A 26,653-nucleotide genomic window follows, 5' to 3' on the forward strand; every position below is an offset into this window, starting at 1 on the left:
TAGCGGTCTGTCTGGAACGGCTATGCTGAATGTACCGCCGTCATCGCGAGCAGGCTCGCTCCCACAAGGAAGGCTTTCCATGAATTATTTCCTGGCCCAGGCCCTGAACAATCAATGGGCCAACCACCGGCTGCTCGGCACCTGTGCGCAGTTGAGCGAGGACGAATACCTGACGCGACGCACGGGGTTCTTTCCGTCCATACAAGCCACGCTCTGCCATATCCTGGAGGTGGATCGCTATTACCTCACCGCCCTGGAAGGCGATCGTGACGGTCAGATCAAGGATTTCTCCGAAACCCTGGCCTTTGCCGACCTGGTGCAAAACCAGGCCCGCACCGACCGGCGATTGGTGGCGTTCTGCGAATCCCTGCGGGAAAAAGACCTCGCCCGGTCCGTCGAACTGGTACGCGCCGACGGTGCCGTGGTGCTCGAGCGTATCGACCGGTTGCTGTTGCACCTGTTCGAGCACCAGATCCACCACCGTGGACAGGTCCACACGATGCTCAGCGACACCGACCTCGAACCGCCGCAGCTCGACGAGTTCTTCCTCGATTGCGACCGCAAGTTCCGGCAAACGGAAGAACAGCAGTTGCAACTCGACGAAGGCCACGTCTGGCGGGCGTATCTGCCGGATTGAACCCAAGGCTTAAAAAATGCGATGGCCGCCGCCGGCCATCGCCAATCGCCCACATCGGGAAAAATCAGGTCCGCGCCGGTGACACGATGATCTTCACGTTGTGCTCCTTGTTGTTGACCAGCTCCTCGAAGCCCTGCCCGACGATCTGCTCCAGCTGGATGCGCCCGGTCACCAGCGGCGAGATGTCCAGGCGGCCATCGGCAATGAACGCAATGACATCGGCAAATTCGCCGTTGTAGGCCAGCGCGCCGAGCACCTGCTTCTCGGTGGACACCAGTTCGAAGAAGTTGAATTCGCTCGGTTCCTCGAAAATCCCCACCAGCACGCATTTGCCGGCCTTGCGGATCAGGTCGATGGCGAACTTGGCGGTGTGCTTGTTGCCGATGCACTCGAAGCTGACATCGGCCCCCAGCCCCCCGGTCAGGCGGCGCACTTCAGCCAGCGCATCGCACTGGTTGGGATCGATGACATGACTGGCACCGACCTCCAGGGCCTTGGCCTTGCGCGCGCTGGACATTTCCAGGGCAATCACCTGGGCCGCCCCGGCGGCCTTGGCACACATGATGGTGCACAGGCCAATGGTCCCGGCGCCGACCACCACGACGTTCTGGCCCAGCAGGCTTCCGGCCTTCTTCACCGCGTGCATGCCCACCGCCAACGGCTCGATCAGCGCGCCGGCCTCGGCAGGAAAACCGGCGGGCAACTTGTAGAGCAGATTGGCCGGCACATTGACCAGCTCCGCGAACGCGCCATTGTTCATCAGGCCGGTGAACGCCAGGTTCTCGCAGATGTTATAGAGCCCGTGGGTGCAGTAGTAGCAGGTCCCGCAGTGCTGGCAGGCATCTGCCGCCACCGGCTCGCCAACGCTGAAGCCCTCTACCCCGGCCCCCAATTCGACGATTTCGCCGCAAAACTCGTGGCCGAGGATGCACTGGCCCTTGATACCGGTCAGTGGGTGTGGCGCGTCCACCGGAATGAACACCGGTCCGGCCACGTATTCATGCAGGTCGGAGCCGCAGATGCCGCACCACTGGACGCGGATCTGCACCCAGCCGGCGGGCGGCGAAACGGGCAACGGTACGTCTTCGACGCGGATATCGTTACGGCCATGCCAGACGGCGGCGCGCATGCTGCGGGTAGGCTTGATTGAAGCGTTCATAGCGTTTCTCCAGAATGCTTGGGGGCGACGACTCGCGCGTCGCCCGTTCGATCAGTGCGGTTCAATGAACTCAAGGATCAATCGATTGACCTGCTCGGCCGCTTCCATCTGCACCATGTGGCCTTGACCGCTCAGCACCTCCACCTGAGCCTCCAGCCCCTCGCCATGGGCCGCCGGGATGATCGCGTCGTCACTGCCCCAGATCACCAGGGTCGGCACGTGACCGGCCTGCACCACTTCGCGCAAGTCCACCTGTTGGCGACCATCGGCGAACAAGGTCGCCGACAGCTGCTTCAACGCTGTCTCCACGCCCTCCAGGCGCTTGTACTTGAGCATGTCGTCGAGCATCTGGCGGTTGACCAGCTCGGCGTTGGAGAACAACTGCACCAATTGCGGCTTGAGGGCGTTGCGATTGGAGGCCTCGACAAAGCCTTGCAGGTAGCCGCCGTTGATCTCAGGGCCGAGGCCGGCGCTGCCGATCAGCGTCAGGGAACGCACCCGCTGGGGCGTCAGGCGTGCGGTGTTCAGCGACACGGCGCCGCCCATGGAATGCCCCACCAGATGCGCGACGCTGATGTCCAGGTGATCGAGCAAGGCCAGCACCGCGCCGCTCAGCTCGTCCAGGTCGCCCCGTTGCAGGGCCTTGCCGGACTCGCCATGGCCCGGCAGGTCCAGGGCGATCACCCGGCGGCCGGCCGCCAAGGCCTCGTGGTTGAACAGCCAGTTGTTCAGGTCCCCGCCAAAACCGTGGACCAACACCAAGGGCATGCCGCCTTCGCCGCGTTCAAAGTAGCGGATAACCCGCCCGTCCAGATCGACCTTCTGCGGTTTCGCGCCGGTGTCTTCATCGCCGGTGTCGCCCGGCACGAAACTGGACTGGAATTGCTCGATGACCGCATCGATCTCGGCGTCGCTGGCCTCGCCGTCGACGACAATGCCCAGCAACGCGCCGACCGCCAGGGTTTCGTCCTGCCGCGCGATCTGCCGACGCAACACGCCGGAGAACGGCGCTTCGACGCTGCTGGAGATCTTGTCGGTCTCCACGTCCAGCACGTCGTCGCCCTTGGTAATGGCCTGGCCCTCCTCCTTGAGCCAGGCATCGACCCGGCCTTCAGTCATCGACAGACCCCACTTGGGCATGGTCAGGGTATGAATCTGGCTCATCAGCGCTTGCTCCACTCGATCACGTTGAGCACGGCTTGTTCGATCTTCGCCGCGTCAGGGATGTACAGGTCTTCCAGGGAATCGGAGAACGGCACCGGCGTGTGCGGCGCGGTGACCATCTCGATCGGCGCCTTGAGCGCGCCGAAGGCTTTCTGCGCCACCAGCGCCGAGACATCGGTGGCCATGGAGCAGCGTGGGTTGGCTTCATCGATGACCACCAGGCGCCCGGTCTTCTCCACGCTTTCGAGAATGCTGTCCTCGTCCATCGGGCTGGTGGTGCGCAGGTCGATGACCTCGCAATCGATACCGCGCCCGGCCAGGCTGCGCGCCGCGTCCATGGCGGTGTTGACCATGCGGCCGTAGGACACGAGGGTCACGTCCTTGCCGTCGCGCAGGAAGTTGGCCTCGCCGAACGGGATGGTGTAGAGCTCTTCGGGCACCTCGCCCTGCATGCCGTATAGCAATTTGTGCTCGCAGAAGATCACCGGATCGTTGTCGCGGATCGCCTGGATCAGCAAACCCTTGGCATCGTAGGGCGACGACGGGCACACCACCTTCAGCCCGGGGATGTGCGTCCACAAGGACGTGAGCATCTGCGAGTGCTGGGCCGCGGCGCGCAGGCCGGCGCCGACCATGGTGCGAATCACCAGGGGCGTGGAAGCCTTGCCACCGAACATGTAGCGAAACTTCGCCGCCTGGTTGAGGATCTGGTCCAGGCAGCAGCCGGCGAAATCGACGAACATCAGTTCGCACACCGGGCGCACGCCGCAGGTCGCCGCGCCCACCGCCGCACCGACGTAACCAATTTCCGACAACGGGGTGTCGAGCACACGACCGGGAAACTGGTCGTAGAGGCCCTTGGTGACGCCGAGCACACCGCCCCAGGCGTCGTTTTCACCGGGTGCGCCGGCGCCACCGGCCACGTCTTCGCCCATGATGAACACGCTGGTATCGCGACGCATTTCCTGAGCCAGGGCTTCGTTGATTGCCTGCTGATAGCTGATTTTTCTCGCCATGATGGAATTCTCTGTTCTTGTTTTATAAGGGGCGTTCAGGGGTAGGAGACGTAGACGTCGGTGAGCAGGTCCGCCGCCGCAGGCTTGGGATCGGACTTGGCCTTGCGCACCGCGTTGTCGATCAGCAGCTCCACTTCCCGGTCGACCTGGTCCAGTTGCTCGGCCGAGAGCAACCCGGCCCGGGTGGTGCGCTCGCGGAACTGCATCAGGCAGTCCTGGTGTTCACGGAAGTGCTTGACCTCATCCGGTGCCCGATACGTTTGCGCATCGCCCTCGAAATGGCCGTAATAGCGGGTCAGCTTGACCTCGATCAACGACGGCCCTTCCCCGGCCCGGGCGCGCTCGATGGCCGCCCCGGCGGCTTCGTGGACGGCGAAGAAGTCAAAACCGTCCACCGTCACCCCCGGCATGCCGAAACCGGCGGCGCGGTCGGCGATGTGATCGCAAGCCACCGACCAATTGGATGCAGTGGCCTCGGCGTAGCCGTTGTTCTCGGCGATGAACAGGCACGGCAGGTTCCACACCGAAGCCATGTTCATCGCCTCGAACACCGCGCCTTCGTTGGAACCGCCGTCGCCGAAGAACACCACCGCGACGCTGTCGGTGCCCTTGAGCCGGGCTGCCAGCGCCGCACCGACCACCAGCGGCGCACCTGCCCCGACAATGCCGTTGGCACCGAGCATGCCCTTCTCGAAATCGGCAATGTGCATGGAACCGCCCTTGCCTTGGCAGACCCCGGTTTTCTTGCCGTAGATCTCGGCCATCATGCCGTAGACATCCACGCCTTTGGCGATGCAATGGCCGTGACCACGGTGGTTGGAGGCAATGCAGTCGTCATCGCCCAGGTGGGCCATGACCCCGGCGGCCGAGGCCTCTTCGCCGGCATACAAGTGAACGAAACCGGGAATCTCGCCGGTGGCGAATTCCACGTGCAGGCGCTCTTCGAACGCGCGAATGGTGCGCATCACCTGGTAGGCGTGCAGCAGTTGATCGTGGGTGAGCGGTGTCGACATTTTTATTCTCCAGGGGTGTCTTGAAGACTGACTTGCAGGTTCAGGGGGTGTTGCGGATGTTCGCGGCCGATGCTCAACAGGCGCTGTTGCGCGGCGTAGGCCAGCACCGCGTCGACATCGATGCTCAGCGGGCCGCCGGCATCGAGGGTGACCGTGGGACGGTCGTGCGGGTTGAATTCGATTTCCCGTTCGCCATCCAGGGCCAGAGTGCCGCTGGACAGCGCCAACGGGTGGGTCACGCCTGGTTCCAGGCGGCCGGCCGCGAGCACGCCGCAGCCCTGCAACAGGCCAGGGGCCAGCGGCACCAGCAGCGCTTCGGGCGATTGCGGGTCCAGGCGCATCCAGGCCCCGCCCGGCTCCTGCCGCGTCACCGGCAGCCACAAGCCACACAAGGCCGACAGGCCAATGGATTGCGGCTCGGCAAAGGTCACGAAGACTTCGGCCAGATCTGCCGCCCGGCTGATGGCACGGGCACCGACGAAGCGCAGCGGCGACACGGCGACGTCCACCAGAGCGATTTCCCGCAGACCGCGCTGTGCCTCGCACACCAGCAAGCGCTTGTTGCGCCGCAAGCCGATCTGTTCGGGGATCCGGCCGCTGGCGTACAACCCGCCGGCGAGCCCTGCCGTGGTGGCTTCGCGCAACTCAGGGAAAGCGTTGTTGGTGCCGGTGGACAGGGTCAGCAACGGGATATCCCCCACTTCGGCGGCCACGGCCTTGTGGGTGCCGTCGCCGCCGAGCACGGCGATCAGCGCCACCTCGCGCTCGGCCATCAGGCGCGCAGCCCTGCGGGTGTCTTCGACGGTCTGGCGCAAGGTCAGGTCGAGAAACTCCAGGGCCGGCCAATGACTGTCGCGCGCCTGGCGGCTGTGGCTGTTCTTCAGCACGGCAGCGGCAATGCCGGTCATGTCGGTGGGCATCAGCACCTGTTCGATGCCGGTGGCGCCGAAAGCCGCCAGCAAGCGCTGGATCACCGAGACCTTGTCGGTGCTGGAAAACAGCCCGGCGTTGGCGGTCAGGCGCCGCACGTCGCGTCCCGAGGCAGGGTTGGCGATGATGCCCACGGTCAGGGGGCGGCGGCTCATGGTGCCACCGTGAACGTGAGGGGCAAACGACCTGGGCAGGAAGACATAACGTACCTCGGTTCTTATTATTGGAAGACCCGTCATGCGGGCCCAGGGCATAGAGCAAGGGCGGTGCCAGATGCGTGAAAAAACCAGAAGACGCCCGGGCCAGAGCCTTCGCAGCGAGATAAACCACGAACCGGGGCAAGGCCTTGTGAGACGCCACATGTCAGCCTGCACGAGCCGTTGGCGAGACCGTGAGACGTGGCGTCTCACGCCGACGACCAATCCCGCCAAGCTTGTCTGGGCCCGGCGAACGGCGCTTAATGGGCGCACAACGATAAGAAGCTGAACCGGAGGCCAGTCATGCTTTCCGCTCACTCCCGGGCCCATGTGGATTGCGTCAGCCGCGTCGTGAAGAACGCGGACCAATTGCCGCAGTTGCCCGTCCCGGACCTGATCCTCGACTCCTGGCGTCGCTCCATGGAGCAACATCACCTCGACCCCGGCTCGCTACAGGGCCCGCGTATCCTCTCCGAGGACGTACTCAAGCAATGCCGCGAGCGCTCCGAGCTGTTCCTCAATATCGCCAGCGAAGAAGTGGCGCGCCTCCATGGCCGGGTACGGGACGCCGACTACTGTGTGTTGCTGACCGATGCCCAGGGCCAGACCATCGACTACCGTGTCGAAACCGCCATTCGCAACGACTGCCGCAAGGCCGGGCTGTACCTGGGCACCTGCTGGTCGGAGGGCGAGGAAGGCACGTGCGGCGTGGCGGCGGTGCTCACGGCCAAGGCGCCGGTGACGGTGCACAAGCGCGATCACTTCCGCGCCGCGTTCATTGGCCTGACCTGCTCCGCCGCGCCGGTCTTCGATCCCCAAGGGGAACTGCTCGGGGTGTTGGACGTGTCGGCGGTGCGCTCGCCGGATGACCGCCGCTCGCAGCACCTGATCCGTCAGATGGTGGTGCAGAGCGCCCGGGAAATCGAACAGGCATTCTTCATGAGCAGTGCCCAGGGCTACTGGGTGCTTCGGGCCCATCGCAACGCCGGCTACGTCGACAGCCAGCCCGATTATCTGTTCGCCTGGGACGACGACGGCTGCCTGCAAGCCCTCAACCCCGCCGCACGCCAGTACCTGCTGCAGCAGTACGACCAGTTGCCGCAGCACATCAGCCAGGTCTTCGATCAACAATGGTTGCACCGTGCCCGGGACGAGAGTCTTTATCCCTTCAGCCGCCAGGGGACCGAATCCTCCCTGCATGGCCGCTTGAGCGCACCGCGGCATCGGGCGCAACCCCGTGCTCGGGTAGCGATGGCGCCGGTCGACATCGATCCACGCCTGGCCGACAGCCTGCGCCTGGCGGTGCGGGTCAAGGATCGCAACCTGCCGGTGTTGATCCAGGGCGAAACCGGCTCAGGCAAAGAGGTGTTCGCCCGCCAGTTGCACCAGGCCAGCCAGCGCCGTGAGCGTCCTTTCGTCGCGCTGAACTGCGCCGCGATTCCTGAAAGCCTGATCGAAAGCGAGTTGTTCGGCTATGTGGCCGGGGCGTTCACCGGCGCCTCGACCAAGGGCATGCAGGGCCTGTTGCAACAGGCCGACGGCGGCACGCTGTTCCTGGACGAAATCGGTGATATGCCGCTGGCCTTGCAGACCCGCCTGTTGCGGGTGCTGGCAGAGGGCGAAGTGGCGCCTCTGGGTGCGTCGCGCCGCAAAGCCGTGGACATCCAGGTGATCTGCGCCACCCACCGCGATCTGGAAGGCCTGGTCAGCGCCGGCGAGTTTCGCGAGGACCTGTATTTCCGCTTGGGCGGCGCCCGCTTCCAACTGCCGCCGCTGCGCGAGCGCAGTGACCGGCTGACGCTGATCAACCGCATCCTCGAAGAAGAGTCGACCCGCTGCGGCGGCGCCGTGCAATTGAGCAGCGCGGCCCTGGAATGCCTGCTCGGCTATCACTGGCCGGGCAATGTCCGCCAGTTGCGCCATGTGCTGCGCTACGCCTGTGCGGTCTGCGAGAGCTCCGTGATCCAGATCGCCCACCTGCCGGAGTCGTTGCAGGGCATTCAAGGCGCCGCCCTTGCGCCGGAGCCCAGCGCCAGCCCGGAACGCCAGGCCCTGCTCGATGCCCTCGTGCGCCATCGCTGGAAACCCACCGCTGCCGCCCGGGCGCTGGGCATTTCCCGGGCCACCCTGTACCGAAGGGTCCATCAACACGGCATCGAGATGCCTGGCCGAAGCCCGGGGTGAACGGGATTGACTAACGGCGCGCCAATTCGTGACGCACGCACTGCTCGTAGTAGGTCTGCTTGACGGCGGCGGGTTTGAGGCGGGAGGCGCTGTCGTAGGTCTGTTCGGTGATGCCCAGGGCGGTCATGCGCATCCATGGCCGGGGAAACTTGCGTACTTGCAGCTTTTTTCGGGCGCCGTACAGGGAGACACCGGAGAGTTTGGACGCTTGCGCGCCTGCCGCGATGTCCGCACCCCAGCGGCATATGGACTGCTGGTTTTGCGTCAACGCCCGGGCCTGGGTGTCGAGCGAGACGCTGGCCAGGAGAGTTGTCGCTACGACCCACATGGCCGCGCCCCACATAGAAAATCGCATAGGTTTGTCGTCCAACTTTATGAAATAAAAGAAGTTTGACAACCTTCAAACGAACGATGGGCCAGTACTCGACTGGCCCTTCGCCACAGCTTTACTGGCTCGCCTTGGCCTCCTGCAGCAATTGTTGGATCACCTGCTCCTGCTCACCGTAGCGGCCTTCACCGAAGTGGCTGTAGCGCATCTGCCCCTTGGCATCGATGAAATAGTGCGCCGGCCAGTACTGGTTATTGAAGGCACGCCAGATCGCGTACTGGTTGTCGATGGCCACCGGGTAGTTGATGTCCAGCTTGCGAACCTGCTGGCGCACGTTGTCGATGATCTTCTCGTAGCCGTATTCCGGGGTGTGGACGCCGATCACCACCAGCCCGTCCTTCTCATACTTCTTGGCCCAGTCGTTCACATAGGGCAGCGTGTGCTGGCAGTTGATGCAGTCGTAGGTCCAGAAATCCACCAGCACCACCTTGCCCTTCAGCGATTCACTGCTCAGCGGCGGCGAGTTCAGCCATTGCACCGCACCGTCCAGCGAAGGCATGGCGCCCTGGGACTCGAGGTTCGGCATCGGGTTGGCGCTGGCCTTGCTGACCACGTAGTCGATTGCCTGGGGCACCTTTTCCAGCACGCGCTGCTCCAGGCTCGCGGCCCCTTGGGAAGAGGTACTGGCCAACAGTCGATCATCGGCGCCAGTACCGATCGCCACCGCGGCCAGCAACACCACCACACCGCTGCCACGGCGCAGCCAGGTCGTCATCGGCAACGAAAGCTTCAGCCGTGCAACCAAGCCACGTCCCGCAAAGATCAGCGTTCCCAGCGACAAGGCACTGCCCAGGCCGTAGGCCAGCAGCAACAGACTGGTTCCGGCACTGGCCCCCTGCAGCATGGCTCCGGTCAGGATCACACCGAGTATCGGTCCGGCACAGGGCGCCCAGAGCAGCCCGGTGGCGACGCCGATCAACACCGAGGCCACCGGCCCACCCAGTCGCCCGGCGCCGGCATCGACGCGATTGCCCAGGTTGACCAACGGCCGTGCCAACCAGGTGCCAACCCGACTGAAGATCAGCGACAAGGCGAACAGCACCATCACCCCCAGGGCGACTTGCCGACCTACGCTACTGGCCCGCAGCACCCAGTCGCTACTGACCACCGCCAGACTCGATACCAGGGCGAACGTCAGGACCATGCCACCAAGAGTCAGCAACATCGAACCCGGCGTACGATTGGCCCGGGCGAACAGAAACGGCACCACGGGGAGAATACAAGGGCTGAGGATCGTCAGGATCCCGCCGAGGAAAGCGATCAGAAGCATGGCATCACCTCATGGGTAGTCAGGCCGTCTCGGGCCATTCTTTAAATATTTATCGTTTAAAAACAGTTAGTTATGAATCATTATTAATGTTTAAAATCAATTATCGTTATTGCAGTGGTCAGCCAACTTGCGGTATTCCAGTGCTTGGTGATGCCCCGCCGAATCCAGGTAGGTCATGTGGGCATTGACCACGCCGCAGGCAGGCCCGGCGTCTTCGGAGAGGGTGAGCACTTTCTGGATGTCCAGGTGGCTGCCATAGGCGTAGGTCTGCGCTTGGACATTGCTTTCGGCCCGGGCCGACAGGGTGCAGATGTTCAGTGCGGCGAAAAGGCAGGCGGCGTAGATGGCTTTGGTGTTCATGGCGGTATCCTCGATTCATTCAATGGGTGTGTTTGCTGTCGAGGCCAGGTGTGTTGCCTCGTTGGATGCCATTGAATGCCGCTGAGGTATCGCGCCTGTATCGAGCCTGGGGGCTTTTTGCATCGCTGTGTATCCGCCGGGCGCCAGATACACTGCAATACAAACCGTCGCGAGCCGGGCCCGCCGGCCCCTGTATTCTGATCACAACGAAACGCCAAGAGGGCTGGACACCATGGATCATGTCGATCATGTGTTGATAGTGGATGACGATCGCGAGATCAGAGAACTGGTGGGCAACTACCTGAAGAAGAATGGCCTGCGCACCACCGTCGTGGCCGATGGCCGGCAGATGCGCGCCTTCCTGGAAACCACGCCGGTGGACCTGATCGTGCTGGACCTGATGATGCCGGGCGATGACGGCCTGGTCCTGTGCCGTGAACTGCGCGCCGGCAAGCATAAGAACACGCCCGTGCTGATGCTCACCGCCCGCAACGACGAAACCGACCGCATCATCGGCCTGGAAATGGGCGCCGACGATTATCTGGTCAAACCCTTCGCCGCCCGTGAGTTGCTGGCACGGATCAACGCGGTGTTGCGCCGCACCCGCATGCTGCCGCCCAACCTGGTGGTCACCGAAAGCGGCCGCTTGCTGGCGTTCGGTCGCTGGCGCCTGGATACCACAGCGCGTCACCTGCTGGACAGCGACGGCACCATGGTCGCCCTGAGTGGCGCGGAATACCGGCTTTTACGGGTGTTCCTCGACCACCCGCAGCGGGTGCTCAACCGTGACCAATTGCTGAACCTGACCCAGGGCCGTGACGCCGATCTGTTCGACCGCTCCATCGACCTGCTGGTCAGCCGCCTGCGCCAGCGTCTGCTGGATGACGCCCGCGAGCCAGCCTACATCAAGACTGTGCGCAGCGAAGGCTATGTCTTCACCTTGCCGGTGGAAATCCTCGAGGCTGCGACATGAGTCTGCCGCTACGTTGGCCGCGCACCCTCGCCTCGCGGCTGTCGCTGATTTTCCTGATCGGCCTGATCCTGGCCCAGGGCTTGTCGTTCGGCGCCCAGTACTACGAGCGCTATCAGACCGCCAAGTCCGCCATGCTCGGCAACCTGGAAACCGATGTCTCGACCTCCGTCGCCATTCTGGATCGCCTGCCCGCCGCCGAACGCCCGGACTGGCTGCCCAAGCTCACCCGACGTAACTACGGTTACCTGCTGAATGAAGGACAACCCGGCCAGCCAATAGCCCGTGACGACGCGCCGATCTCGGTGAGTTCGATCGAGGATGCCATCGGCCAGGCCTATCCCCTGACCTTTATCGACATTCCGGGACCGCAGAAGCATTACCAGGCGCACCTGCGCCTGAGCGACGGCAGTCCGCTGACCATCGACGTCCGGCCGGCCATGATGCCCCTGTCCCCCTGGTTGCCGGTGGTGTTGCTGGGGCAGTTGGCGTTGCTGATCGGCTGTACCTGGCTGGCCGTGCGCATCGCCGTCGGCCCGCTGACCCGGCTGGCCCAGGCCGTGGAAACTCTCGATCCGAATGCCCACAGCGTGCGCCTGGATGAGCAAGGCCCGACCGAAGTGGTCCATGCGGCCAAAGCGTTCAATGCCATGCAGGACCGTATCGCCGCCTATCTGAAGGAGCGCATGCAGTTGCTGGCGGCGATATCCCACGACCTGCAGACCCCCATCACCCGCATGAAGCTGCGGGCGGAATTCATGGATGAGGGCATTGAGAAGGACAAACTCTGGAGCGATCTGGGTGAGATGGAGCATTTGGTGCGCGAAGGCGTGGCCTATGCCCGCAGCATCCATGGCGCCACCGAGGCCAGCTGTCGAATCAGCCTGGATGCGTTTCTCGACAGTCTGGTGTTCGACTACCAGGACACCGGGCAGGATGTGCAGTTGTCCGGAAAGAACGCCGCCGTCATCGACACCCGCCCCCATGCCTTGCGCCGGGTGCTGGTGAACCTGGTGGACAACGCGCTGAAGTTCGGTGGCGCGGCGTGGATCGAGGTACAGGCCGACAGCAATGGCCAACTGGCGATCCAGGTCCTGGATCGCGGCCCCGGCATCAACGAGCAGGAACTGGCCGAAGTGCTCAAGCCGTTCTACCGGGTGGAAAGCTCGCGCAACCGTGAAACCGGCGGGACCGGGCTGGGACTGGCCATCGCCCAGCAACTGGCGAGTGCCATGGGCGGCTCATTGACCTTGAGCAACCGCGAAGGCGGCGGACTGTGCGCCGAACTGCGCCTGAGCCGGCCGTTGACCTCGGGCTGACCGCCCCACCGCCATCGCGAGCAGGCTCGCTCCCACAGGTTTCCGAGGTGTTCACCGAATCGCGTACACCCTCAATCCCCTGTGGGAGCGAGCCTGCTCGCGATAGCGGTGGATCAGCTTGCATCAATATGCCCGAAACACCAGCCGGCCATCGCCCCTCGCCTTCGAAAATCGAAACCTTGGAAGACTTGTGTCGGTCCAGTCCTGTGTAGCCACCCAACGCTGCACGCCGCCCCAAGGCGGCTGCGGCCCAGCAATGAGGGACAGACATGAGCATGACCGTCGGTGATTTTCTGGTGGAACGCCTTTATGAATGGGGCGTTCGCTGTATCTACGGGTATCCGGGCGATGGCATCAATGGCGTTTTCGGCGCCTTGAACCGTGCCGATGGCAAGATTCGCTTCATCCAGGCCCGTCATGAGGAAATGGCCGCGTTCATGGCCTGTGCCCACGCCAAGTTCACCGGCGAGCTGGGGGTGTGCATCGCCACCTCGGGACCGGGTGCGTCACACCTGGTGACAGGCCTCTACGACGCCCGGATGGATCACATGCCGGTGCTCGCTATCAGCGGCCAGCAGGCCCGCGCCGCCCTCGGCGGGCATTACCAACAGGAGCTGGACCTGGTCAGCCTGTTCAAGGATGTGGCCGGGGCGTTCGTCCAGCAGGCCAGCACACCGTCCCAGGTGCGCCACCTGCTTGACCGCGCCGTCCGCACCGCCGTCGGCGAGCGGCGCGTCACCGCGCTGATCCTGCCCAATGACCTGCAAGAAATGGAATACACCCCGCCGCCCCGCAAGCACGGCACGGTTCACTCCGGCGTCGGCTACCGCAAACCCAAGGTCGTGCCCTACGAAGAAGATCTGCGCCAAGCCGCCGAGGTCCTCAATGCCGGCAAGAAAGTCGCCATCCTCGTGGGCGCCGGTGCGCTACAGGCGACAGACGAAGTGATCGCCATCGCCGAAAAACTCGGGGCCGGCGTGGCCAAGGCGCTGCTGGGCAAAGCTGCGGTACCGGATGACCTGCCCTGGGTCACCGGGTCCATCGGACTCCTGGGCACCGAACCCAGCGACAACCTGATGGCCGGCTGCGACACGCTGTTGATGATCGGCTCCGGTTTCCCCTATGCCGAGTTCCTCCCACCCGAAGGCCAGGCCCGAGGAGTACAGATCGATATACAGCCGGACATGCTCAGCCTGCGTTATCCCATGGAGGTCAATCTGCAAGGCGACTGCGCCGATACCCTGCGCGCCCTCTTGCCGCTGATCGAGGAAAAGACCGACCGCGCCTGGCGCAAGAAAATCGAGCACTGGCGCGCAGACTGGGACAAGACCCTGGAGAAACGCGCCTTGGTCTCGGCCAAACCGATCAATCCGCAACGGGTGACGTTCGAGCTGTCACCCCGGTTGCCAGATCGGGCCATCATCACCTGCGACTCGGGCTCCTGCGCCAACTGGTATGCCCGGGATATCCAGATCCGTCGCGGCATGATGTGTTCGTTGTCGGGTGGCCTGGCGTCCATGGGTGCCGCGGTGCCCTATGCCATCGCGGCGAAGTTCTGTCATCCGCAGCGGCCGGTCATCGCCCTGGTGGGCGACGGCGCGATGCAGATGAACAACATGGCCGAGCTGATCACCGTCGCCAAATACTGGCGCACCTGGGCCAATGGCACCTGGATCTGCGCGGTGTTCAACAACCGGGATTTGAATCAGGTGACCTGGGAACAACGCGTCATGGAGGGCGACCCGAAATTCGAGGCGTCCCAGGATATCCCGGATGTGCCTTACCACCTTTTTGCCGAGTCCATTGGCCTGAAGGGCATCCTCGTCGAACAGGAAGACCAGGTCGCTGCAGCCTGGGAAGAAGCGTTGGCGGCCGAACGCCCGGTCCTCATCGAATTCCGGACCGACCCCGACGTGCCGCCCCTGCCACCCCATATCAAACTGGAACAGGCGAAAAAATTCGCTTCGACCCTGCTCCAGGGGGACCCGAACGAACGAGGCATCGTGGTGGAAACCGCCAAACAGGTCCTGGGCGCCCTGCTCCCGGGCCATCGCAAGGATAAGGAATAAACGCGTCAACGACAGTCATCGCGCACCTACGCCAATACTTGACCGTCTCATCAAGTTACCGAGTGTCAGGCCAGTTAAGTTAATTGGCCTGACAGCCGATACAGGGGCGTGCGGGATATTTCGCGTTTAGCTGATGATTTGTTTATGACTGAAGATGCAGGCAATGACTCCACCGACCTTTCTCCGGGCAAGCCAACCCGGAGTTTCACCCGACGCACTTTCCCGGCCATCATGTTCCTCCTGCTTGTCATGTCCGCGCTGGCGATCGCCGTCCTGCTCAACATCACCGGGGCCCAGGACAAGCGTGCCCGGGAACAGAGCCTGTTTTTTGCCCAACGGGCCATCGACGGCATCCGCACGGGTATCGGTCGCGACCTGAGCGACTACTCCAAATGGAGCGACGCCTACCGGCATCTGCATGTAAAGATGGATAAAGCCTGGGCCTACGACCAGGAAAATGTCGGCAGCAGCGTCTATTCGCTCTACAGCTACCAGGCCGTGTTCGTCATTTCTCCCAAAGGGAAGACGGTTTACTCGGTGATCGACGGCGAAATGAGCGATGCCGATGCCAGCACCTGGCTGACGGGCGACCTGCAAGGTCTGAGAAAGGCCGCCAGCGCTTCGGAAAACCGGGATGAAGTCATCGTCAAATTGCTGCATCACGACGGCGCCCCCGCATTCGTCGCCGCATCGGCCATCACCACCGGTACGGACAACAGCGTACGAGAGATTCCGGGGCCACCCAGCTTGCTGCTGTTCGTGAAAGTCCTCGATCCGGCCTCGTTGCAGAACCTGGCCCGGGACTTCGCCCTGCCCGACGCCTACATCAGCCATAAGCCGGGGCCAGACGGAACGGCCGAGTTATCACTTGGCGAAAACATCCACGAGGCCCTGGCCTGGCGACCGCCAACCCCCGGCAACGATCTGCGCAAGGTCCTGTTGCCCTTGCTGGTGCTGGCGCTGCTGATCCTGGGAATCCTGGCCCTCGCCGTGTTGCGTCATGCCTTGATGATGCTTCGCGCCCAGGAACACCAGTACAACAGCCTCCTGGCCCACCGCAAGGCGCTGGAGCGTAGCGAAGAGCGTTTTCGCGACATTGCCGAAGTGTCTTCCGACTGGCTGTGGGAGGTCGATTCGGCCGGGACCTTGACCTATCTGTCGGAACGCTTCGAGCAAGTGACCGGATTCAGCCCCTCCGAGTGGCTGGGCAGGCCTCTGCATCGCCTGCTGCACCCTCACGGCGGGTCGATTTCCATTGCCCAGTGGTTGCTCGGCGGCGCCAACAACGCCTCATCGAACCCCCTGTTGTGCGAATACACCGCACGCAATCAACGCATACGCACCTGCAAACTCTCGGTCCGCGCCATTGAAGCCGGCACCCTGGGGTTTCGTGGCACCGCCACCGACATCACCGATGAATTGCGGGCATTGGCCCAGATCAAGCATCTCTCCCTGCATGACCCACTGACCGGGCTGGCCAACCGCAACCGGCTGTTCGATTGCCTCAGCGAGTACCTGGACCCAGCCAGCGGCGTATCCTTGGTGGTGTTGAACCTGGACATGGACCGCTTCAAACCGGTCAACGACTCCCTGGGCCATGCCGTGGGCGACAAAGTGTTGAAGGAAGTGGCCCATATCCTCCAGCAGAACGTGCGCGACTCCGACCTGGTGGCCCGTCTGGGTGGTGACGAGTTTGTCATTGTCATGCCTGAACCAGGCAATGCCCACGACCTCGATCAACTCTGTGGTCGCCTGATCGACTGCATGCAGCGCCCCATGCATCTGGACGGCAACACCCTGTATCTGGGCGTGAGTATTGGCGTGGCCTGGGCGCAACCCGGTGACAGCCGCGCCGACGAGCTGTTGCGCCAGGCCGACATCGCCCTGTATGCGGCCAAGGCCGCCGGCCGTAACACCTGGCGCGTCTACGTGGAAGCCATGGGTAACGTGGCCCGCGACCGCCGTCGCTATGAACAGCAACTGCGCGACGCCATGCACCGGGACCAGCTGGAACTGCGTTATCTGCCGCGTTTCGACGTCAACGCCGAGCAGTTGTACGGCTTTGAAGCCCAGACGTTCTGGCACCATCCCGAAAAAGGTGAATTGGGTGGTTCCGATTTCATTCCGGTTGCCGAATCGTCAGGCCAGTTGGAAGAATTGGGAACGTGGATGTTGATCAACGTCTGCGAGGAAGCCGCGAGCTGGCCAACGCCCGTGAACGTATCCATCGCGGTTTCGCCGAAATGGTTCGGCAGCAGCTTCTTGCTCAATCAAGTGCAGACAGCCCTCGAGATGAGCGACCTGGCTCCCCATCGACTGACCCTGGAAGTGGCCGAGGGCATTCTGCTGGTCGACCACAAGACCGTCGCCGACACCCTGCATGCCCTCAAGGACTTGGGGGTACGGATCAACATCGACAAGTTCGGCACCAACATCGCCTCCCTTCGCGAAGTCTTGAACCAACCGTTCGACGGCATCCGCTTCGATCGCAATATCCTCTCGCAGCTGGGCCTGGAGCATGATCACGAAGGCGTCCTGGCAATGATCCGGCTGAGTCGCAGCGTGGGACTGATGGTCACCGCCGAAGGGATCGAAAACGCCCGGCAATTCAGGCAACTGCGCAACGTCGCCTGCGATCATGTCCAGGGCCCCTACTTCGGCTCGGCACTGGCTCGCTCGGAAATGGCCTCGTTCTTCACCACACCCCGGTGGCTATAAAGCAACACCGGGCAGCCTCCTGTGGGAGCGAGCCTGCTCGCGATAGCGCCGGGTCAGGCTGCATCCATGTTGACTGGGCAACCGTCATCGCGGGCAAGCCCGGCTCCCACAGGGATCCGGTATCGATACACAAATACCGGACATTTCACCGATCCCCTGTGGGAGCGAGCCTGCTCGCGAAGGCGGCTCATCCGTCGCCGGGAGACCGAATCATTCCACCGCCAGCTCGCGTAACTCACCTCCCTCCTGTTCCAGCCGTTGTAGATACGTCGCCGCGTTCAGCAATTGATAGGGAAAATAGAGACCCGGCGCGGTAGGCGGTTGTCCGTCAAGGCCGAGCAGCCGCTCAAGGAGCAACGCGACGCTGAGGCCGGTCAGCGGTGCGGTGCCCGCCGGGTGGATCAGCCCGTGACGTGTATGCAGCGCCTTGCCCTTCTGATCCTCGCCGGCCAGTTCGATGATGATCTCTGTCGACATGGGTCCACCCTGGCGTCGGGTCGAACTCAACCCGATGGCCATATCGAATTGGACATTGGGTGCGTCCGTGGCGGCCGCCAACCCGACGACTTCGATGGAGGAAAACCCGCCGGCTTCGATGTCCCTGCCGTCCACCGCGCGGAAACGGGCCTTGGCCTCCTCTCCTTCCCGCCAGACATACACCCCCTCACGCCGAGTCATCGCGGCTGGGAGCATCCTGTTCAGATGTTCGAAGTCGGTCGCGACCGTCGGGCCTCCAGTGTCCTGCTCATCGACCAATGCACTGATCCTGATGTCGTGCACACGGCTGAAAGCCTCGGCCACCCTCAGCGTCGCCACCGTCGTGGCGCCGGCCATCCATTCGTATCCGAGGACGATGGGGGCGGCATCGGGCCGGTGCATGTACGTCGCGATTTCCGGGGCGATCTCGAAAATGCCGGAGGATATGCTGAGGTGCGGCACACGACGCTTTTGCGCGTAACGCAGTCCCGCAAGCGCGTGGTCCATGTAGAAAACCACGACGCCGCTGATAGCGCGATCGCCGAGTCCCAAATCGTCAGCGGCGGCATCGATCAGCACGCCTTGGGCGTTGCCGAGCTGTCCTGCGGCCCGTTGGGCCTTTGCCAGATCGCGGCCACCGATCAGCAACGGTACGCCGGGATGGGCGGCGCGCAGTGCGCGGGCGGTATGATGGCCAATGGCGCCAGAGCCGCCCATGAACAGGATAGGATCAACAGACATGGTATGTTCTCCTTGCGTTGGAAACGAAACCTACTATTAGTAGGAAGAGTCAACCCGAACATACACCCGACTACCTACCATTGGTAGGTTTTTTAACCCTGGAGCGACGAAGTGCAAACCGACATCGAGTCCCCGAACCCGTCCTCTACCCGCCGGCTTGCAAAAGCCGAACGGCGGCGGCAATTGCTGGATACCGCATTAGTGATCGTGCGCGAGGAAGGCGCCGACCGCTTGACCCTGGGGCATCTGGCGGTGCGCGCAGGTGTGTCCAAACCAGTGGTCTATGATCATTTCGGCACCCGATCGGGGCTGCTGATCGAGCTCTACAGATGGATCGATACCGAGCGGGTCAACGCGTTCCGTGACGCGATGGCAGGCACCGAGCGGCCCCTGGAAGAAACCGCGCAGGTGCTCGCCAGCGCCTATATCCAATGCGCGGCAGACAACACCGACGAGTTCTTTGCCGTCGGTGCGGCACTGGCGGGAAGCAACGAAAAAGCCGCGGTTTTCCAGGAGTTGCTGGATAACTGCGTGCAGATGTTCAGCAGTGTGCTCAAACCCCACACCGCGCTGCCCGCGACCGAACTGGAACGGCGTTGTACCGGCCTGGTCGGTGCGGGAGAAGCGCTTGCGGGAGCCTTGATGCGCGGTCGGCATGGCAAGGACGAGGTGACCCAAGCGTTCGCGGCGCTTATCCGCGGCGCTGTGCAGGACGCTGATTGAGGTCAGGTCAAGCGTCCACGGACAGTTCCTTCTCCAGGCCATCGGCAAACTTGCGCATCAGCCTGACGAATGTCTCGAACTCCTCCACGTCCCAATCCTTGAAGACCGCACGCCCCATCCGCTCACGCGCAGCGTCGATGCGATCAGTCATCGCCTTTCCCGCCGGCGCAATGACTGCTTCGCGCACGCGGCGATCGACGGGACTTGCACGGCGCGTCACCAGACCCAGGCTTTCGAGCTTGGCAACCTGACGACTGATGGTGGTGTAGTCGCGTCCTGAACGCTCAGCCAGATCCACCACACCGATTGGCCCCAGCCGCTCAATGCCCACAAGCACGAAGAACAACGCCCGGTCGAGCCGGATGCCGGCCTCCTCGATCATTCTCTCGTCGTTCTGTGGTCGGTTCATTGCACTGACGAGACTGATCATCGCGCCATGCAGCACCTTCAACTGCTCGGAAATATGTGTATCTTGCACCTTTTTTATCGATGACATAGCATGGCTCCTATTACGTGCATCCTACACATATTGGAGCTGCCATGACAAATCAACCAATGCTCGATGTCTTGATCTGCGGTGCCGGCACAGCCGGCCTTACCCTCGCCATCGAGCTGGCGCGACGCGGCGTCTCGTTCCAATTGATCGAGAAGCTGGCGACACCGTTTCCGGGCTCGCGGGGCAAGGGCATCCAACCACGGACACAGGAAATCTTCGAGGACCTGGGCATCCTCGACCGGATGACGGCGGCCGGTGGGCCCTACCCCCGCCAGCGCGTCTACCGTGACGACGGCAGCTATCTCGATTCGGACATGGCCGAGCAGGCCGACCCAACCCCGGCCGAACCCTATCAACGGCCATTGATGATTGCCCAATGCATGACAGAACAGATCATGCGCGAGCGGTTGAACGAGCTGGGTCATCAAGTGGTATTCAACCAGGAATTGCTGGGCTTTGAGCAGGACGACAACGGCGTTACCGCGCGCATCGCCGGACCGGCTGGCGAGGAACTGCTTCGGGCCCGCTATCTGATCGGTGCGGATGGTGGGCGCAGCTTTGTGAGGAAAGCTCTCGGTGTGGATTTTCCCGGCAAGACCCTGGGCGTGCGCGCCATTGTTGCCGATGTCGTGCTGACCGGGCTGGAGCGCGACGCCTGGCACCAGTTCAACGACGGCGACATGGCGCGCATGTTTGCAATCTGTCCGCTCGCCGGTACTGACCTCTTCCAGATCCAGGCGCCGATCCCGCCAAGTGCGCCGGCCGACCTCTCGGCCGAGGGGCTGACCGCTCTCGCCGCTGAACGCACGGGACGTACAGACCTGATCGTCCACTCGGTTTCCTGGGCGTCGGATTACCAAATGAATGCCCGATTGGCCGAGCGTTACCGCGTGGGCCGGGTGCTGCTGGTCGGCGATGCCGCTCACATACACCCGCCCACTGGCGGACAAGGGCTGAACACCAGCGTGCAGGACGCCTACAACCTGGGCTGGAAGCTGGCGGCCGTGTTGAAGGGGGCAAGCGAAGAATTGCTCGATACCTACGAGGTCGAGCGTCGTCCGGTGGCCGAGTCGGTGCTTGGCCTTTCGACACGCTTGCTCAATGCCCGGGAACGGGGCGGAATGCGCCGCGGTCGCGAGGTGCACCAACTCGATATCGGTTACCCGGACTCGCCGCTCGCCTGGGAACGGCCCGAACGCCAAGGTGGAGTTCGCGCCGGGGACCGCGCCCCGGATGCCACGGTCCAAGGCGCGGCGGGTCAGTCATCGCGGCTGTTCCTGTTGTTTCAAGGGCCCCATTGGACGCTGCTTGCCCACGAGGCGAAGCTTGAGACACTGGGATCACGACCGGGATTGCACGTGTACCACATCGGCCCGGAAGGTGATCTCATCGATACCTGCGGACACTTGCGCGATGGCTACGAAGTGACGCCAGGCGAATGCGTACTGATCCGTCCGGACGGATATGTCGGCGCGATCTTTGCCGCAGACCGGACAGCGGAGCTTGAAGCTTATTTGCTCCGCATGGGAGTGGTTCCACTTGAAGAGGCATCGAAGTGAATCCCTCCCGCGGTCATCGCCACGACTGCGGGTGACAGCCTAAAACGAATAACGCACAGCATTCACCCACCGGCTTTGCTCATCGAAATATCCGAAGCTCTGCCGGTCGCCATCGAATAGGTCCAATCCGGTGCGCAACTGCCAATGGGCATCGAGGTCATACCGCATTTCCAAGGCAGCGTATTGCGCGGAGTTCCGCAGGTCCTGGGCCAGATAGCCCGTCAGGTAAAGCCGACCCTGCCACATCTCCCGCCGGATCGCCAGGCTGACTATTTCAGAGCGATCCTGATCGACGGCGTCCTTCACCTCGTCCTTCCAGAGGTTGTAGTACTGCATGCCGAAGAACCAATCGCCGCTCAGGTAATCGACCCCCAACAGCAGTTGTTGCTGGCGGTTTTTTTCAAGTTCCAGCACACCCGTCGATGCCCTCGAGTAGCGGTACGCGTCGGGAACCAACGCCGCCTCCCCCTTGAGGACCACGGGGCCTATCGGCGTGGAGAACGAGCCACCGAACAGGGTGCGGCGTTTCAGGGACTCACGATAACTCAGACCGGCCTGAGACAAGCGGGCGGTGTAGCTCTCCTCCGTTTGCCATCCATGCCAGGCATTCAATGAATAGTCGATGCCCTGAAGGTTGCCGCTCCACTTCAGGGCCGGTGTCCAGTCGGCGGGCTTACGCCAGTCCGGGTCGTCCGCCTCGGTACGGGGAATGCCCGCCAAGGCGTTCTCGACAGTCGGTTCGGCGAAACGGGAACCGGCATCGGGCAGCAGGTCCTTGCGCGTCTGCGGAATCACCAGCAGTTGTAGCGATTGATCCTCGAACACCGAACACTCGCTGTTGAGCATCGCCAGTGGCCGACGCTGTTGGACATAGTCGCCAAAATAACCTTCGCGTCGGTCGAACGCATGAATCACGTCCAGAACCCTCAGGCGATCGGCGCTGCCCCAGACCACTTGTTGTACACCCAACGTATTGGTGCAACGATCGCCCTGATACTCGGCGAACAACTCACGAGGCTCCACTTCGTGATAGTCGCCGTCGAGTTGGTTTTCCTGCAGCGCCCGGACCTGCACCTTGTACCGCCAGCCCGAATCATCCTGCCAACTGCCACCCAGCAGGGCTGAATACTCGTTGAGGCCCCATTCGCCCTCGCGCGTCAGTGCTTGCCGGGTTTCCAGGCGACCACTGATATCCAAGGCCTCCAGCGAGGCGCCCTGGCAAGCGCTGCTGAGCAAACTCATCGCCAACCCGGCCTTCAATGCGGTGCGCTTCATAGGCCTTCCCGTGACATGAGCAGAGGATCGATGGTGCTGTCTTCACCAGGTTGGGGCTCATCGCACAGGCCTGCGTTGGCATTGATCCACTCAGCCAGTCCAGGCATTGCCCGCACCGGTGAACGGACCCGCTCCCAAGTGTGCAATGCCTGTTCCAGGCGGAACTCGACCCATCGCCTGGATGACTCATCCAACGGCTGGGCGTAGAGCATCAGCCAAGCCACGCATTCCCCCAGGCGGAGCGTGCCAGCCGATAGGCGTTCCATCGGGCCCGCGTCGGCCAGCCATTGCCGAAGTCGCTGGGCGGCGATCTTCCCGGGCGTTGTCTGCTCCAGGTAATCAAGCGTCGTGACGGGCTGCTCCTGTACCCGTTGGCCGATAAAGGTCGCCAGTGTTTCCGACGGTCCTTCGAACAGGCGGGTAATGCGCGCGTCGCGCCATAGCTGGCCAATGGGATTGTTGTCGCAGTAACCCCGCGCACCGAGCATCTGCAAGGCGGCGTCACTGACTTCACCGAGCATCTCGCTGGCCATCCATTTGACCGCCGCCAGTACCTGCGGCGGCGCCTCGGGCAGGCCCTGATCCAGGCGAAGCGCAAGATCGTCGACCCAACCGCCAATCGCGGTCGCGGCACACAGCGCATCGTCCACGACCCGTTGCGTGTGCTGGTGGTCCCAAAGCCGATGACTGCCCAAACTGCGCTGGGTGCTGTAACGCATCATCAGTTGCAGACACCGCCATAGTCCACCGACACAAGTGGCCGCGATGCCCAGGCGCCCGTATGCCATGGTGTCGCTGGCCACGGCCATGCCGGCGAACGGACTGCCCAGCACCCGGTCCGCCTCCACCAGCGCGGCATCAAAATGCACTTGATTCTGCACCATGCCTTTGAGCCCCAGGGTCAGCGCCTCGCTGCCCTGGCGCATGCCTGGTTGCTCGGCATCCAGACACAAGCCGACGAAACCGCAGTCGCGCCCCTGTTCATCGAGATGCCGGGTGAATACCGAGATCACCCCAGCCCAGGCGGCCGACCCCGACCAGGACTTGCTCCCGTTCACCCTGAAGCCCTCCCTCTCCCGCCGGGCCGTCGCCGACAGACCGAGAGGATTGGAGCCAGCGCCGTGTTCGGTCAACGCAAACGCGGCGAGTATTCGTCCGCTGGCCAATTGCGGCAAATAGCGCTCTTTAATGGCCGGCGAGCCGAAACGCTGGATGGGTCGAATGCCCAGCCCGTTGTTTAGCCCCACGAAAAAGGCCAGCGTCAGGTCAATCGCTCCCAACTGACGCTGAACCCGCAGCAGTTCGAAATTCGATAACCCCAACAGGCCACCGTCGCGTTCGGCCACCTGCATGCCCAGCAAGCCTTTGTTGCCCAACGCCAGTACCCAATGCGGCGGCAGGCAACGGCGCTCGTCCACCAAGCGAAAATCCAGGCGCCTGGCCCAGTTCCGCAGCCAGGCATTCAACTGCACCACCGCCGGCGTATCGGCCAGGACACCCACCTCGGGCACCATCCTTTCGTTCAACGCTTACTCTCCTGTAGACGGGTCAACCAATGGGCCGTCTCGTGCACCAGTTCTTCCAACGATTGGCTGGGAACAAACCCCAATTGCTGCCGGGCCTTGTCGGTTCGGTAATGGACCTGTCGGCCCAACAAAGCCACCACGTCAGCCGATAGCCGCAGCGGAACCCGGCCAATCAGCAGATCCAACGGGCGCAGCAAGGCGACGATCCAAGCCAGTGACCGGGGTCGCCAGCGTGGCGCCTTGACGCTCAGCGCATCCGCCATGCAGCTGAAGAGCTCGCGGTAACTGATGTTGTGGGCGCTGAGGATGTAGCGCTCGCCACGCTGCCCGCCGTCCATGACGGCCTGCAGGCCCTGAACCAGGTCCCGCGCACCGATAACGGCGATGCCGCCGGGTGGAATGAACGGCAGGCGCCGGTACTGGAGATCGAGCATGACCTTGCCCCAGCCGTGCAGCACATCGCAGTGGGAGGCAATGACCGCCGACGGGCAGGCAATCACGATGTCCATGCCTTCGGCACAGAAACGGCGTACCTGTTCCTCGGCCTCACGCTTGCTGTGCATATAGGCCAGGCGAAACGCATCGCCGTTATAAGCCATGGTTTCATCCGCTTGCCGGGCCGGGTAGCCCACGGCGGCAATGGAAGACACATGCAGGATGCGGCCGACACCGGCAGTGCGGGCGGCCTGCAATAAATTGACCGTCCCCTGCACATTCACCGCGAACATCCGTTGGCGCTCGCTTTCATAGGGCAAGGCCAGGCCGGCGGCGTGGTAGATCCTGGTCACGCCACGGAGTGCCGGGGCAAGAGTGGCCGGATCCAGCAGATCGCCCTCACGCCAGTCCAGGCGCTCACGCAAGCCCGACAGCGCCGGAGCCGGGTCCTCCGGCAGCACCAGCACCGCCACGGTCTCCCCCTGCTCCAGCAACCTGCGCACGATATGACTGCCCAGGCATCCGCTGGCTCCCGTGACCAGAATCATCGACACAACCCCGTGGCCAGCGCCAAGGAAACGTTGAGTCCCCCAAACGCGAAGGAGTTTTTCAGCCAGGCCTGGACGTTCGCCTGACGTGTGCCCTCGGTCACATAATCCAGGTCACATTCCGCATCCCGGCCCAGGTAGTTGAGGGTGCCGGGAATCTGCCCATGCATCGAGCCCATCAGGCCGCCAATCAACTCCACCACACCCGCTGCCCCCATCAGGTGACCGATGGCCGACTTCACCGAGGAGACGCACAGCTGCGATGCATGGTTGCCAAAAACCTGCTTGATCGCTGCGGTCTCGCAACGGTCGTTGAGCAACGTGCCGGTTCCATGGGCGTTGACGTAGCCGAACGTCTCGGCGGGTAGCCGGCTGTCCGCGATGGCCTGACGCATCGCCTGGGCCGGGCCGTCCACAGAAGGCTTGAGCAGGTCGCCGGCGTCGCTGTTGACGCCGTAGCCCAGTATCTGGGCCAGGATCGGTGCGCCCCGGGCCTGGGCGTGGGCCAGGGTTTCCATGATCAGGACACCGCCGCCCTCCCCCAGCACCATGCCCCGACGACCGGAGGAAAACGGTCGGCAGGTATCCGGGGCCATCGCGCGCAAGGCCTCCCAGGCTTTCCACACCAGTGCGTTGAGACAGGCATCCGTGCCCCCCGCCATGACCAGGTCGGCATCACCGTGACGCAGGAGACGATAAGCCTCGCCAATCGCCTGGGTCGAAGACGCGCATGCCGTGCTGATCGTCAGGGCGGGCCCTTTGAAGCCGTACTTGAGGCTCAAGTGGCTGGCGGCGGCGTTCGCCATGACCCGTGGCACCGTCCAGGGCGCCAGGGTGGAACTGCGGGCCTGATAAAGATCCAGGTAAGCGCTGTGCAGCGACTCACTGCCGCCCACCGCCGTGCCCATGTAAACCGCACAGCGCGTCGGATCAACCTGTGCCAGGTCGATCGCGGCCATGTCCACGGCCTCGGCGGCGGCCAGCAAGGCGAACTGGCTGGCACGGTCCAACAGCAGCAACTCGTTGGCACTGAACCGGTCGACCAGGGCGTCTTCGGGCACCGCGCCGGCGTTGCAGGCCGCACCGACCGCCTCGCTCAGACTGGGCACCGGGCCAATGGCGCCAAGCCCCTGGGCCAGACCGTCCCATAAAGCCTGTCGGCCGACACCGAAAGGTGAAACACAGCCGACGCCGGTGATGACGACGGCGTTCATGAAACAGCTCGCTGGGTGGACAACTGTTCGGCCAATATTTCCACCAGGCGATGCACTGAACTGATGTCGGTATGGCTGTAGGCGGAGAGATTGACGCCAAAGCGCTTTTCAATCGCGTAAGTCAGCTTCAACACGTCCAGCGAGTCGAGCCCCAGCTCTTCCACGCTCAGTTGGACGTCCATCTCCGTGATATCCAGTTCCAGGGTGCTGGCCAGTAGCTCCAATACCAGTGCTTGCAGCGATTGCGTCGACATAAATGACTACC

Annotated in this window: 23 protein-coding genes; 8 read left to right on the top strand and 15 right to left on the bottom strand. The window is 63.2% G+C overall.

The annotated features are described in order from the left end of the window. Window positions 1-79: 79 nt before the first annotated feature. Window positions 80-637, top strand: a complete 558-nt coding sequence (locus CGA22_RS14705) for a DinB family protein (protein WP_041024844.1) — start codon at window positions 80-82, stop codon at window positions 635-637. A 64-nt stretch (window positions 638-701) separates the two neighbouring features. On the opposite strand, the gene CGA22_RS14710 is transcribed toward CGA22_RS14705, so the two are convergent. The 5 genes from CGA22_RS14710 to CGA22_RS14730 all read right to left on the bottom strand — a co-directional run bounded on the left by CGA22_RS14710 (window position 702) and on the right by CGA22_RS14730 (window position 6,074). Beyond that, entirely contained in the window at window positions 702-1,766 is a 1,065-nt protein-coding gene (locus CGA22_RS14710) for a 2,3-butanediol dehydrogenase (protein WP_249776359.1), read from the bottom strand. Window positions 1,767-1,847: 81 nt separating this feature from the next. Then, a complete protein-coding gene (locus CGA22_RS14715; protein ID WP_041024846.1) occupies window positions 1,848-2,960 on the bottom strand; it encodes an acetoin dehydrogenase dihydrolipoyllysine-residue acetyltransferase subunit in 1,113 nt (370 codons plus the stop codon). Further along, window positions 2,960-3,976, bottom strand: coding sequence for an alpha-ketoacid dehydrogenase subunit beta (locus tag CGA22_RS14720; RefSeq protein ID WP_041024847.1), 1,017 nt, complete (start codon window positions 3,974-3,976; stop codon window positions 2,960-2,962). The genes CGA22_RS14715 and CGA22_RS14720 overlap by 1 nt, the downstream gene beginning before the upstream one ends. A 35-nt stretch (window positions 3,977-4,011) precedes the next feature. After that, window positions 4,012-4,989, bottom strand: a complete 978-nt coding sequence (locus CGA22_RS14725) for a thiamine pyrophosphate-dependent dehydrogenase E1 component subunit alpha (RefSeq protein WP_041024848.1) — start codon at window positions 4,987-4,989, stop codon at window positions 4,012-4,014. A 2-nt stretch (window positions 4,990-4,991) separates the two neighbouring features. Continuing rightward, a complete protein-coding gene (locus tag CGA22_RS14730) occupies window positions 4,992-6,074 on the bottom strand; it encodes an ATP-NAD kinase family protein (RefSeq protein WP_041024849.1) in 1,083 nt (360 codons plus the stop codon). 345 nt (window positions 6,075-6,419) lie between these two features. On the opposite strand from CGA22_RS14730, the gene CGA22_RS14735 reads away from it, so the two are divergent. Continuing rightward, entirely contained in the window at window positions 6,420-8,300 is a 1,881-nt protein-coding gene (locus CGA22_RS14735; protein WP_041024850.1) for a sigma-54-dependent Fis family transcriptional regulator, read from the top strand. A gap of 10 nt (window positions 8,301-8,310) precedes the next feature. Here the strand turns inward: CGA22_RS14735 and CGA22_RS14740 are convergent, their stop codons facing one another. From CGA22_RS14740 to CGA22_RS14750, 3 genes are all read right to left on the bottom strand, one after another. Continuing rightward, a complete protein-coding gene (locus tag CGA22_RS14740) occupies window positions 8,311-8,628 on the bottom strand; it encodes a hypothetical protein (protein WP_041024857.1) in 318 nt (105 codons plus the stop codon). A gap of 118 nt (window positions 8,629-8,746) precedes the next feature. Then, the gene (locus tag CGA22_RS14745; RefSeq protein WP_041024851.1) at window positions 8,747-9,958 is read right to left on the bottom strand and encodes a cytochrome c biogenesis protein DipZ; all 1,212 of its coding nucleotides are present in this window, start codon (window positions 9,956-9,958) and stop codon (window positions 8,747-8,749) included. A gap of 96 nt (window positions 9,959-10,054) precedes the next feature. Then, complete coding sequence (locus CGA22_RS14750; protein ID WP_041024852.1) at window positions 10,055-10,318, bottom strand: DUF2790 domain-containing protein; 264 nt, start codon at window positions 10,316-10,318, stop codon at window positions 10,055-10,057. Window positions 10,319-10,550: 232 nt separating this feature from the next. On the opposite strand from CGA22_RS14750, the gene CGA22_RS14755 reads away from it, so the two are divergent. The 4 genes from CGA22_RS14755 to CGA22_RS14770 all read left to right on the top strand — a co-directional run bounded on the left by CGA22_RS14755 (window position 10,551) and on the right by CGA22_RS14770 (window position 17,394). Continuing rightward, window positions 10,551-11,291 carry a response regulator gene (locus CGA22_RS14755; RefSeq protein ID WP_041024853.1) on the top strand — a complete coding sequence of 247 codons (741 nt, stop codon included), beginning with the start codon at window positions 10,551-10,553 and terminating at the stop codon, window positions 11,289-11,291. After that, entirely contained in the window at window positions 11,288-12,607 is a 1,320-nt protein-coding gene (locus CGA22_RS14760) for an ATP-binding protein (RefSeq protein ID WP_041024854.1), read from the top strand. Before CGA22_RS14755 ends, CGA22_RS14760 begins: the two co-directional genes overlap by 4 nt. Window positions 12,608-12,876: 269 nt before the next feature. Further along, window positions 12,877-14,676, top strand: a complete 1,800-nt coding sequence (locus CGA22_RS14765; RefSeq protein WP_041024855.1) for a thiamine pyrophosphate-requiring protein — start codon at window positions 12,877-12,879, stop codon at window positions 14,674-14,676. A gap of 144 nt (window positions 14,677-14,820) precedes the next feature. Next, the gene (locus CGA22_RS14770) at window positions 14,821-17,394 is read left to right on the top strand and encodes an EAL domain-containing protein (protein WP_041024856.1); all 2,574 of its coding nucleotides are present in this window, start codon (window positions 14,821-14,823) and stop codon (window positions 17,392-17,394) included. Window positions 17,395-17,604: 210 nt separating this feature from the next. On the opposite strand, the gene CGA22_RS14775 is transcribed toward CGA22_RS14770, so the two are convergent. Beyond that, the gene (locus tag CGA22_RS14775) at window positions 17,605-18,612 is read right to left on the bottom strand and encodes an NAD(P)-dependent oxidoreductase (protein ID WP_188258631.1); all 1,008 of its coding nucleotides are present in this window, start codon (window positions 18,610-18,612) and stop codon (window positions 17,605-17,607) included. A 111-nt stretch (window positions 18,613-18,723) separates the two neighbouring features. Here CGA22_RS14775 and CGA22_RS14780 point away from each other — a divergent pair, with 111 nt between their 5' ends. Further along, window positions 18,724-19,335 carry a TetR/AcrR family transcriptional regulator gene (locus CGA22_RS14780; RefSeq protein ID WP_256223171.1) on the top strand — a complete coding sequence of 204 codons (612 nt, stop codon included), beginning with the start codon at window positions 18,724-18,726 and terminating at the stop codon, window positions 19,333-19,335. A gap of 7 nt (window positions 19,336-19,342) precedes the next feature. Here the strand turns inward: CGA22_RS14780 and CGA22_RS14785 are convergent, their stop codons facing one another. Then, the gene (locus CGA22_RS14785) at window positions 19,343-19,831 is read right to left on the bottom strand and encodes a MarR family winged helix-turn-helix transcriptional regulator (RefSeq protein WP_041024083.1); all 489 of its coding nucleotides are present in this window, start codon (window positions 19,829-19,831) and stop codon (window positions 19,343-19,345) included. A 44-nt stretch (window positions 19,832-19,875) separates the two neighbouring features. Here CGA22_RS14785 and CGA22_RS14790 point away from each other — a divergent pair, with 44 nt between their 5' ends. Next, window positions 19,876-21,390 (top strand): FAD-dependent oxidoreductase, encoded by a 1,515-nt coding sequence (locus tag CGA22_RS14790; RefSeq protein ID WP_041024084.1) that lies wholly within the window; start codon window positions 19,876-19,878, stop codon window positions 21,388-21,390. A 39-nt stretch (window positions 21,391-21,429) separates the two neighbouring features. Here the strand turns inward: CGA22_RS14790 and CGA22_RS14795 are convergent, their stop codons facing one another. The 5 genes from CGA22_RS14795 to CGA22_RS14815 are packed head-to-tail and all read right to left on the bottom strand — an operon-like array spanning window position 21,430 to window position 26,642. Beyond that, window positions 21,430-22,665 (bottom strand): DUF1302 family protein, encoded by a 1,236-nt coding sequence (locus CGA22_RS14795; protein WP_041024085.1) that lies wholly within the window; start codon window positions 22,663-22,665, stop codon window positions 21,430-21,432. Continuing rightward, window positions 22,662-24,191, bottom strand: coding sequence for an acyl-CoA dehydrogenase family protein (locus CGA22_RS14800; RefSeq protein ID WP_156996965.1), 1,530 nt, complete (start codon window positions 24,189-24,191; stop codon window positions 22,662-22,664). The genes CGA22_RS14795 and CGA22_RS14800 overlap by 4 nt, the downstream gene beginning before the upstream one ends. Next, window positions 24,188-25,174, bottom strand: a complete 987-nt coding sequence (locus tag CGA22_RS14805) for an SDR family NAD(P)-dependent oxidoreductase (RefSeq protein ID WP_041024086.1) — start codon at window positions 25,172-25,174, stop codon at window positions 24,188-24,190. Before CGA22_RS14805 ends, CGA22_RS14800 begins: the two co-directional genes overlap by 4 nt. Then, window positions 25,171-26,388: a beta-ketoacyl-[acyl-carrier-protein] synthase family protein gene (locus tag CGA22_RS14810; RefSeq protein WP_041024087.1), complete on the bottom strand. Its 1,218-nt coding sequence runs from the start codon at window positions 26,386-26,388 to the stop codon at window positions 25,171-25,173. Before CGA22_RS14810 ends, CGA22_RS14805 begins: the two co-directional genes overlap by 4 nt. Then, window positions 26,385-26,642, bottom strand: coding sequence for an acyl carrier protein (locus CGA22_RS14815; RefSeq protein ID WP_041024088.1), 258 nt, complete (start codon window positions 26,640-26,642; stop codon window positions 26,385-26,387). The genes CGA22_RS14810 and CGA22_RS14815 overlap by 4 nt, the downstream gene beginning before the upstream one ends. Window positions 26,643-26,653: the final 11 nt, after the last annotated feature.

It is taken from the genome of Pseudomonas sp. PSB18 (assembly GCF_014596565.1).
GTDB lineage: Bacteria > Pseudomonadota > Gammaproteobacteria > Pseudomonadales > Pseudomonadaceae > Aquipseudomonas.

What these genes read in the sequence shown, in the direction of transcription:
- CGA22_RS14705 (WP_041024844.1), top strand. Translation starts at nt 80, where the DNA reads ATGAATTATTTCCTGGCCCAGGCCCTGAACAATCAATGGGCCAACCAC.
- CGA22_RS14710 (WP_249776359.1), bottom strand. Translation starts at nt 1,766, where the DNA reads ATGCGCGCCGCCGTCTGGCATGGCCGTAACGATATCCGCGTCGAAGAC.
- CGA22_RS14715 (WP_041024846.1), bottom strand. Translation starts at nt 2,960, where the DNA reads ATGAGCCAGATTCATACCCTGACCATGCCCAAGTGGGGTCTGTCGATG.
- CGA22_RS14720 (WP_041024847.1), bottom strand. Translation starts at nt 3,976, where the DNA reads ATGGCGAGAAAAATCAGCTATCAGCAGGCAATCAACGAAGCCCTGGCT.
- CGA22_RS14725 (WP_041024848.1), bottom strand. Translation starts at nt 4,989, where the DNA reads ATGTCGACACCGCTCACCCACGATCAACTGCTGCACGCCTACCAGGTG.
- CGA22_RS14730 (WP_041024849.1), bottom strand. Translation starts at nt 6,074, where the DNA reads ATGAGCCGCCGCCCCCTGACCGTGGGCATCATCGCCAACCCTGCCTCG.
- CGA22_RS14735 (WP_041024850.1), top strand. Translation starts at nt 6,420, where the DNA reads ATGCTTTCCGCTCACTCCCGGGCCCATGTGGATTGCGTCAGCCGCGTC.
- CGA22_RS14740 (WP_041024857.1), bottom strand. Translation starts at nt 8,628, where the DNA reads ATGTGGGTCGTAGCGACAACTCTCCTGGCCAGCGTCTCGCTCGACACC.
- CGA22_RS14745 (WP_041024851.1), bottom strand. Translation starts at nt 9,958, where the DNA reads ATGCTTCTGATCGCTTTCCTCGGCGGGATCCTGACGATCCTCAGCCCT.
- CGA22_RS14750 (WP_041024852.1), bottom strand. Translation starts at nt 10,318, where the DNA reads ATGAACACCAAAGCCATCTACGCCGCCTGCCTTTTCGCCGCACTGAAC.
- CGA22_RS14755 (WP_041024853.1), top strand. Translation starts at nt 10,551, where the DNA reads ATGGATCATGTCGATCATGTGTTGATAGTGGATGACGATCGCGAGATC.
- CGA22_RS14760 (WP_041024854.1), top strand. Translation starts at nt 11,288, where the DNA reads ATGAGTCTGCCGCTACGTTGGCCGCGCACCCTCGCCTCGCGGCTGTCG.
- CGA22_RS14765 (WP_041024855.1), top strand. Translation starts at nt 12,877, where the DNA reads ATGAGCATGACCGTCGGTGATTTTCTGGTGGAACGCCTTTATGAATGG.
- CGA22_RS14770 (WP_041024856.1), top strand. Translation starts at nt 14,821, where the DNA reads ATGACTGAAGATGCAGGCAATGACTCCACCGACCTTTCTCCGGGCAAG.
- CGA22_RS14775 (WP_188258631.1), bottom strand. Translation starts at nt 18,612, where the DNA reads ATGTCTGTTGATCCTATCCTGTTCATGGGCGGCTCTGGCGCCATTGGC.
- CGA22_RS14785 (WP_041024083.1), bottom strand. Translation starts at nt 19,831, where the DNA reads ATGTCATCGATAAAAAAGGTGCAAGATACACATATTTCCGAGCAGTTG.
- CGA22_RS14790 (WP_041024084.1), top strand. Translation starts at nt 19,876, where the DNA reads ATGACAAATCAACCAATGCTCGATGTCTTGATCTGCGGTGCCGGCACA.
- CGA22_RS14795 (WP_041024085.1), bottom strand. Translation starts at nt 22,665, where the DNA reads ATGAAGCGCACCGCATTGAAGGCCGGGTTGGCGATGAGTTTGCTCAGC.
- CGA22_RS14805 (WP_041024086.1), bottom strand. Translation starts at nt 25,174, where the DNA reads ATGATTCTGGTCACGGGAGCCAGCGGATGCCTGGGCAGTCATATCGTG.
- CGA22_RS14810 (WP_041024087.1), bottom strand. Translation starts at nt 26,388, where the DNA reads ATGAACGCCGTCGTCATCACCGGCGTCGGCTGTGTTTCACCTTTCGGT.
- CGA22_RS14815 (WP_041024088.1), bottom strand. Translation starts at nt 26,642, where the DNA reads ATGTCGACGCAATCGCTGCAAGCACTGGTATTGGAGCTACTGGCCAGC.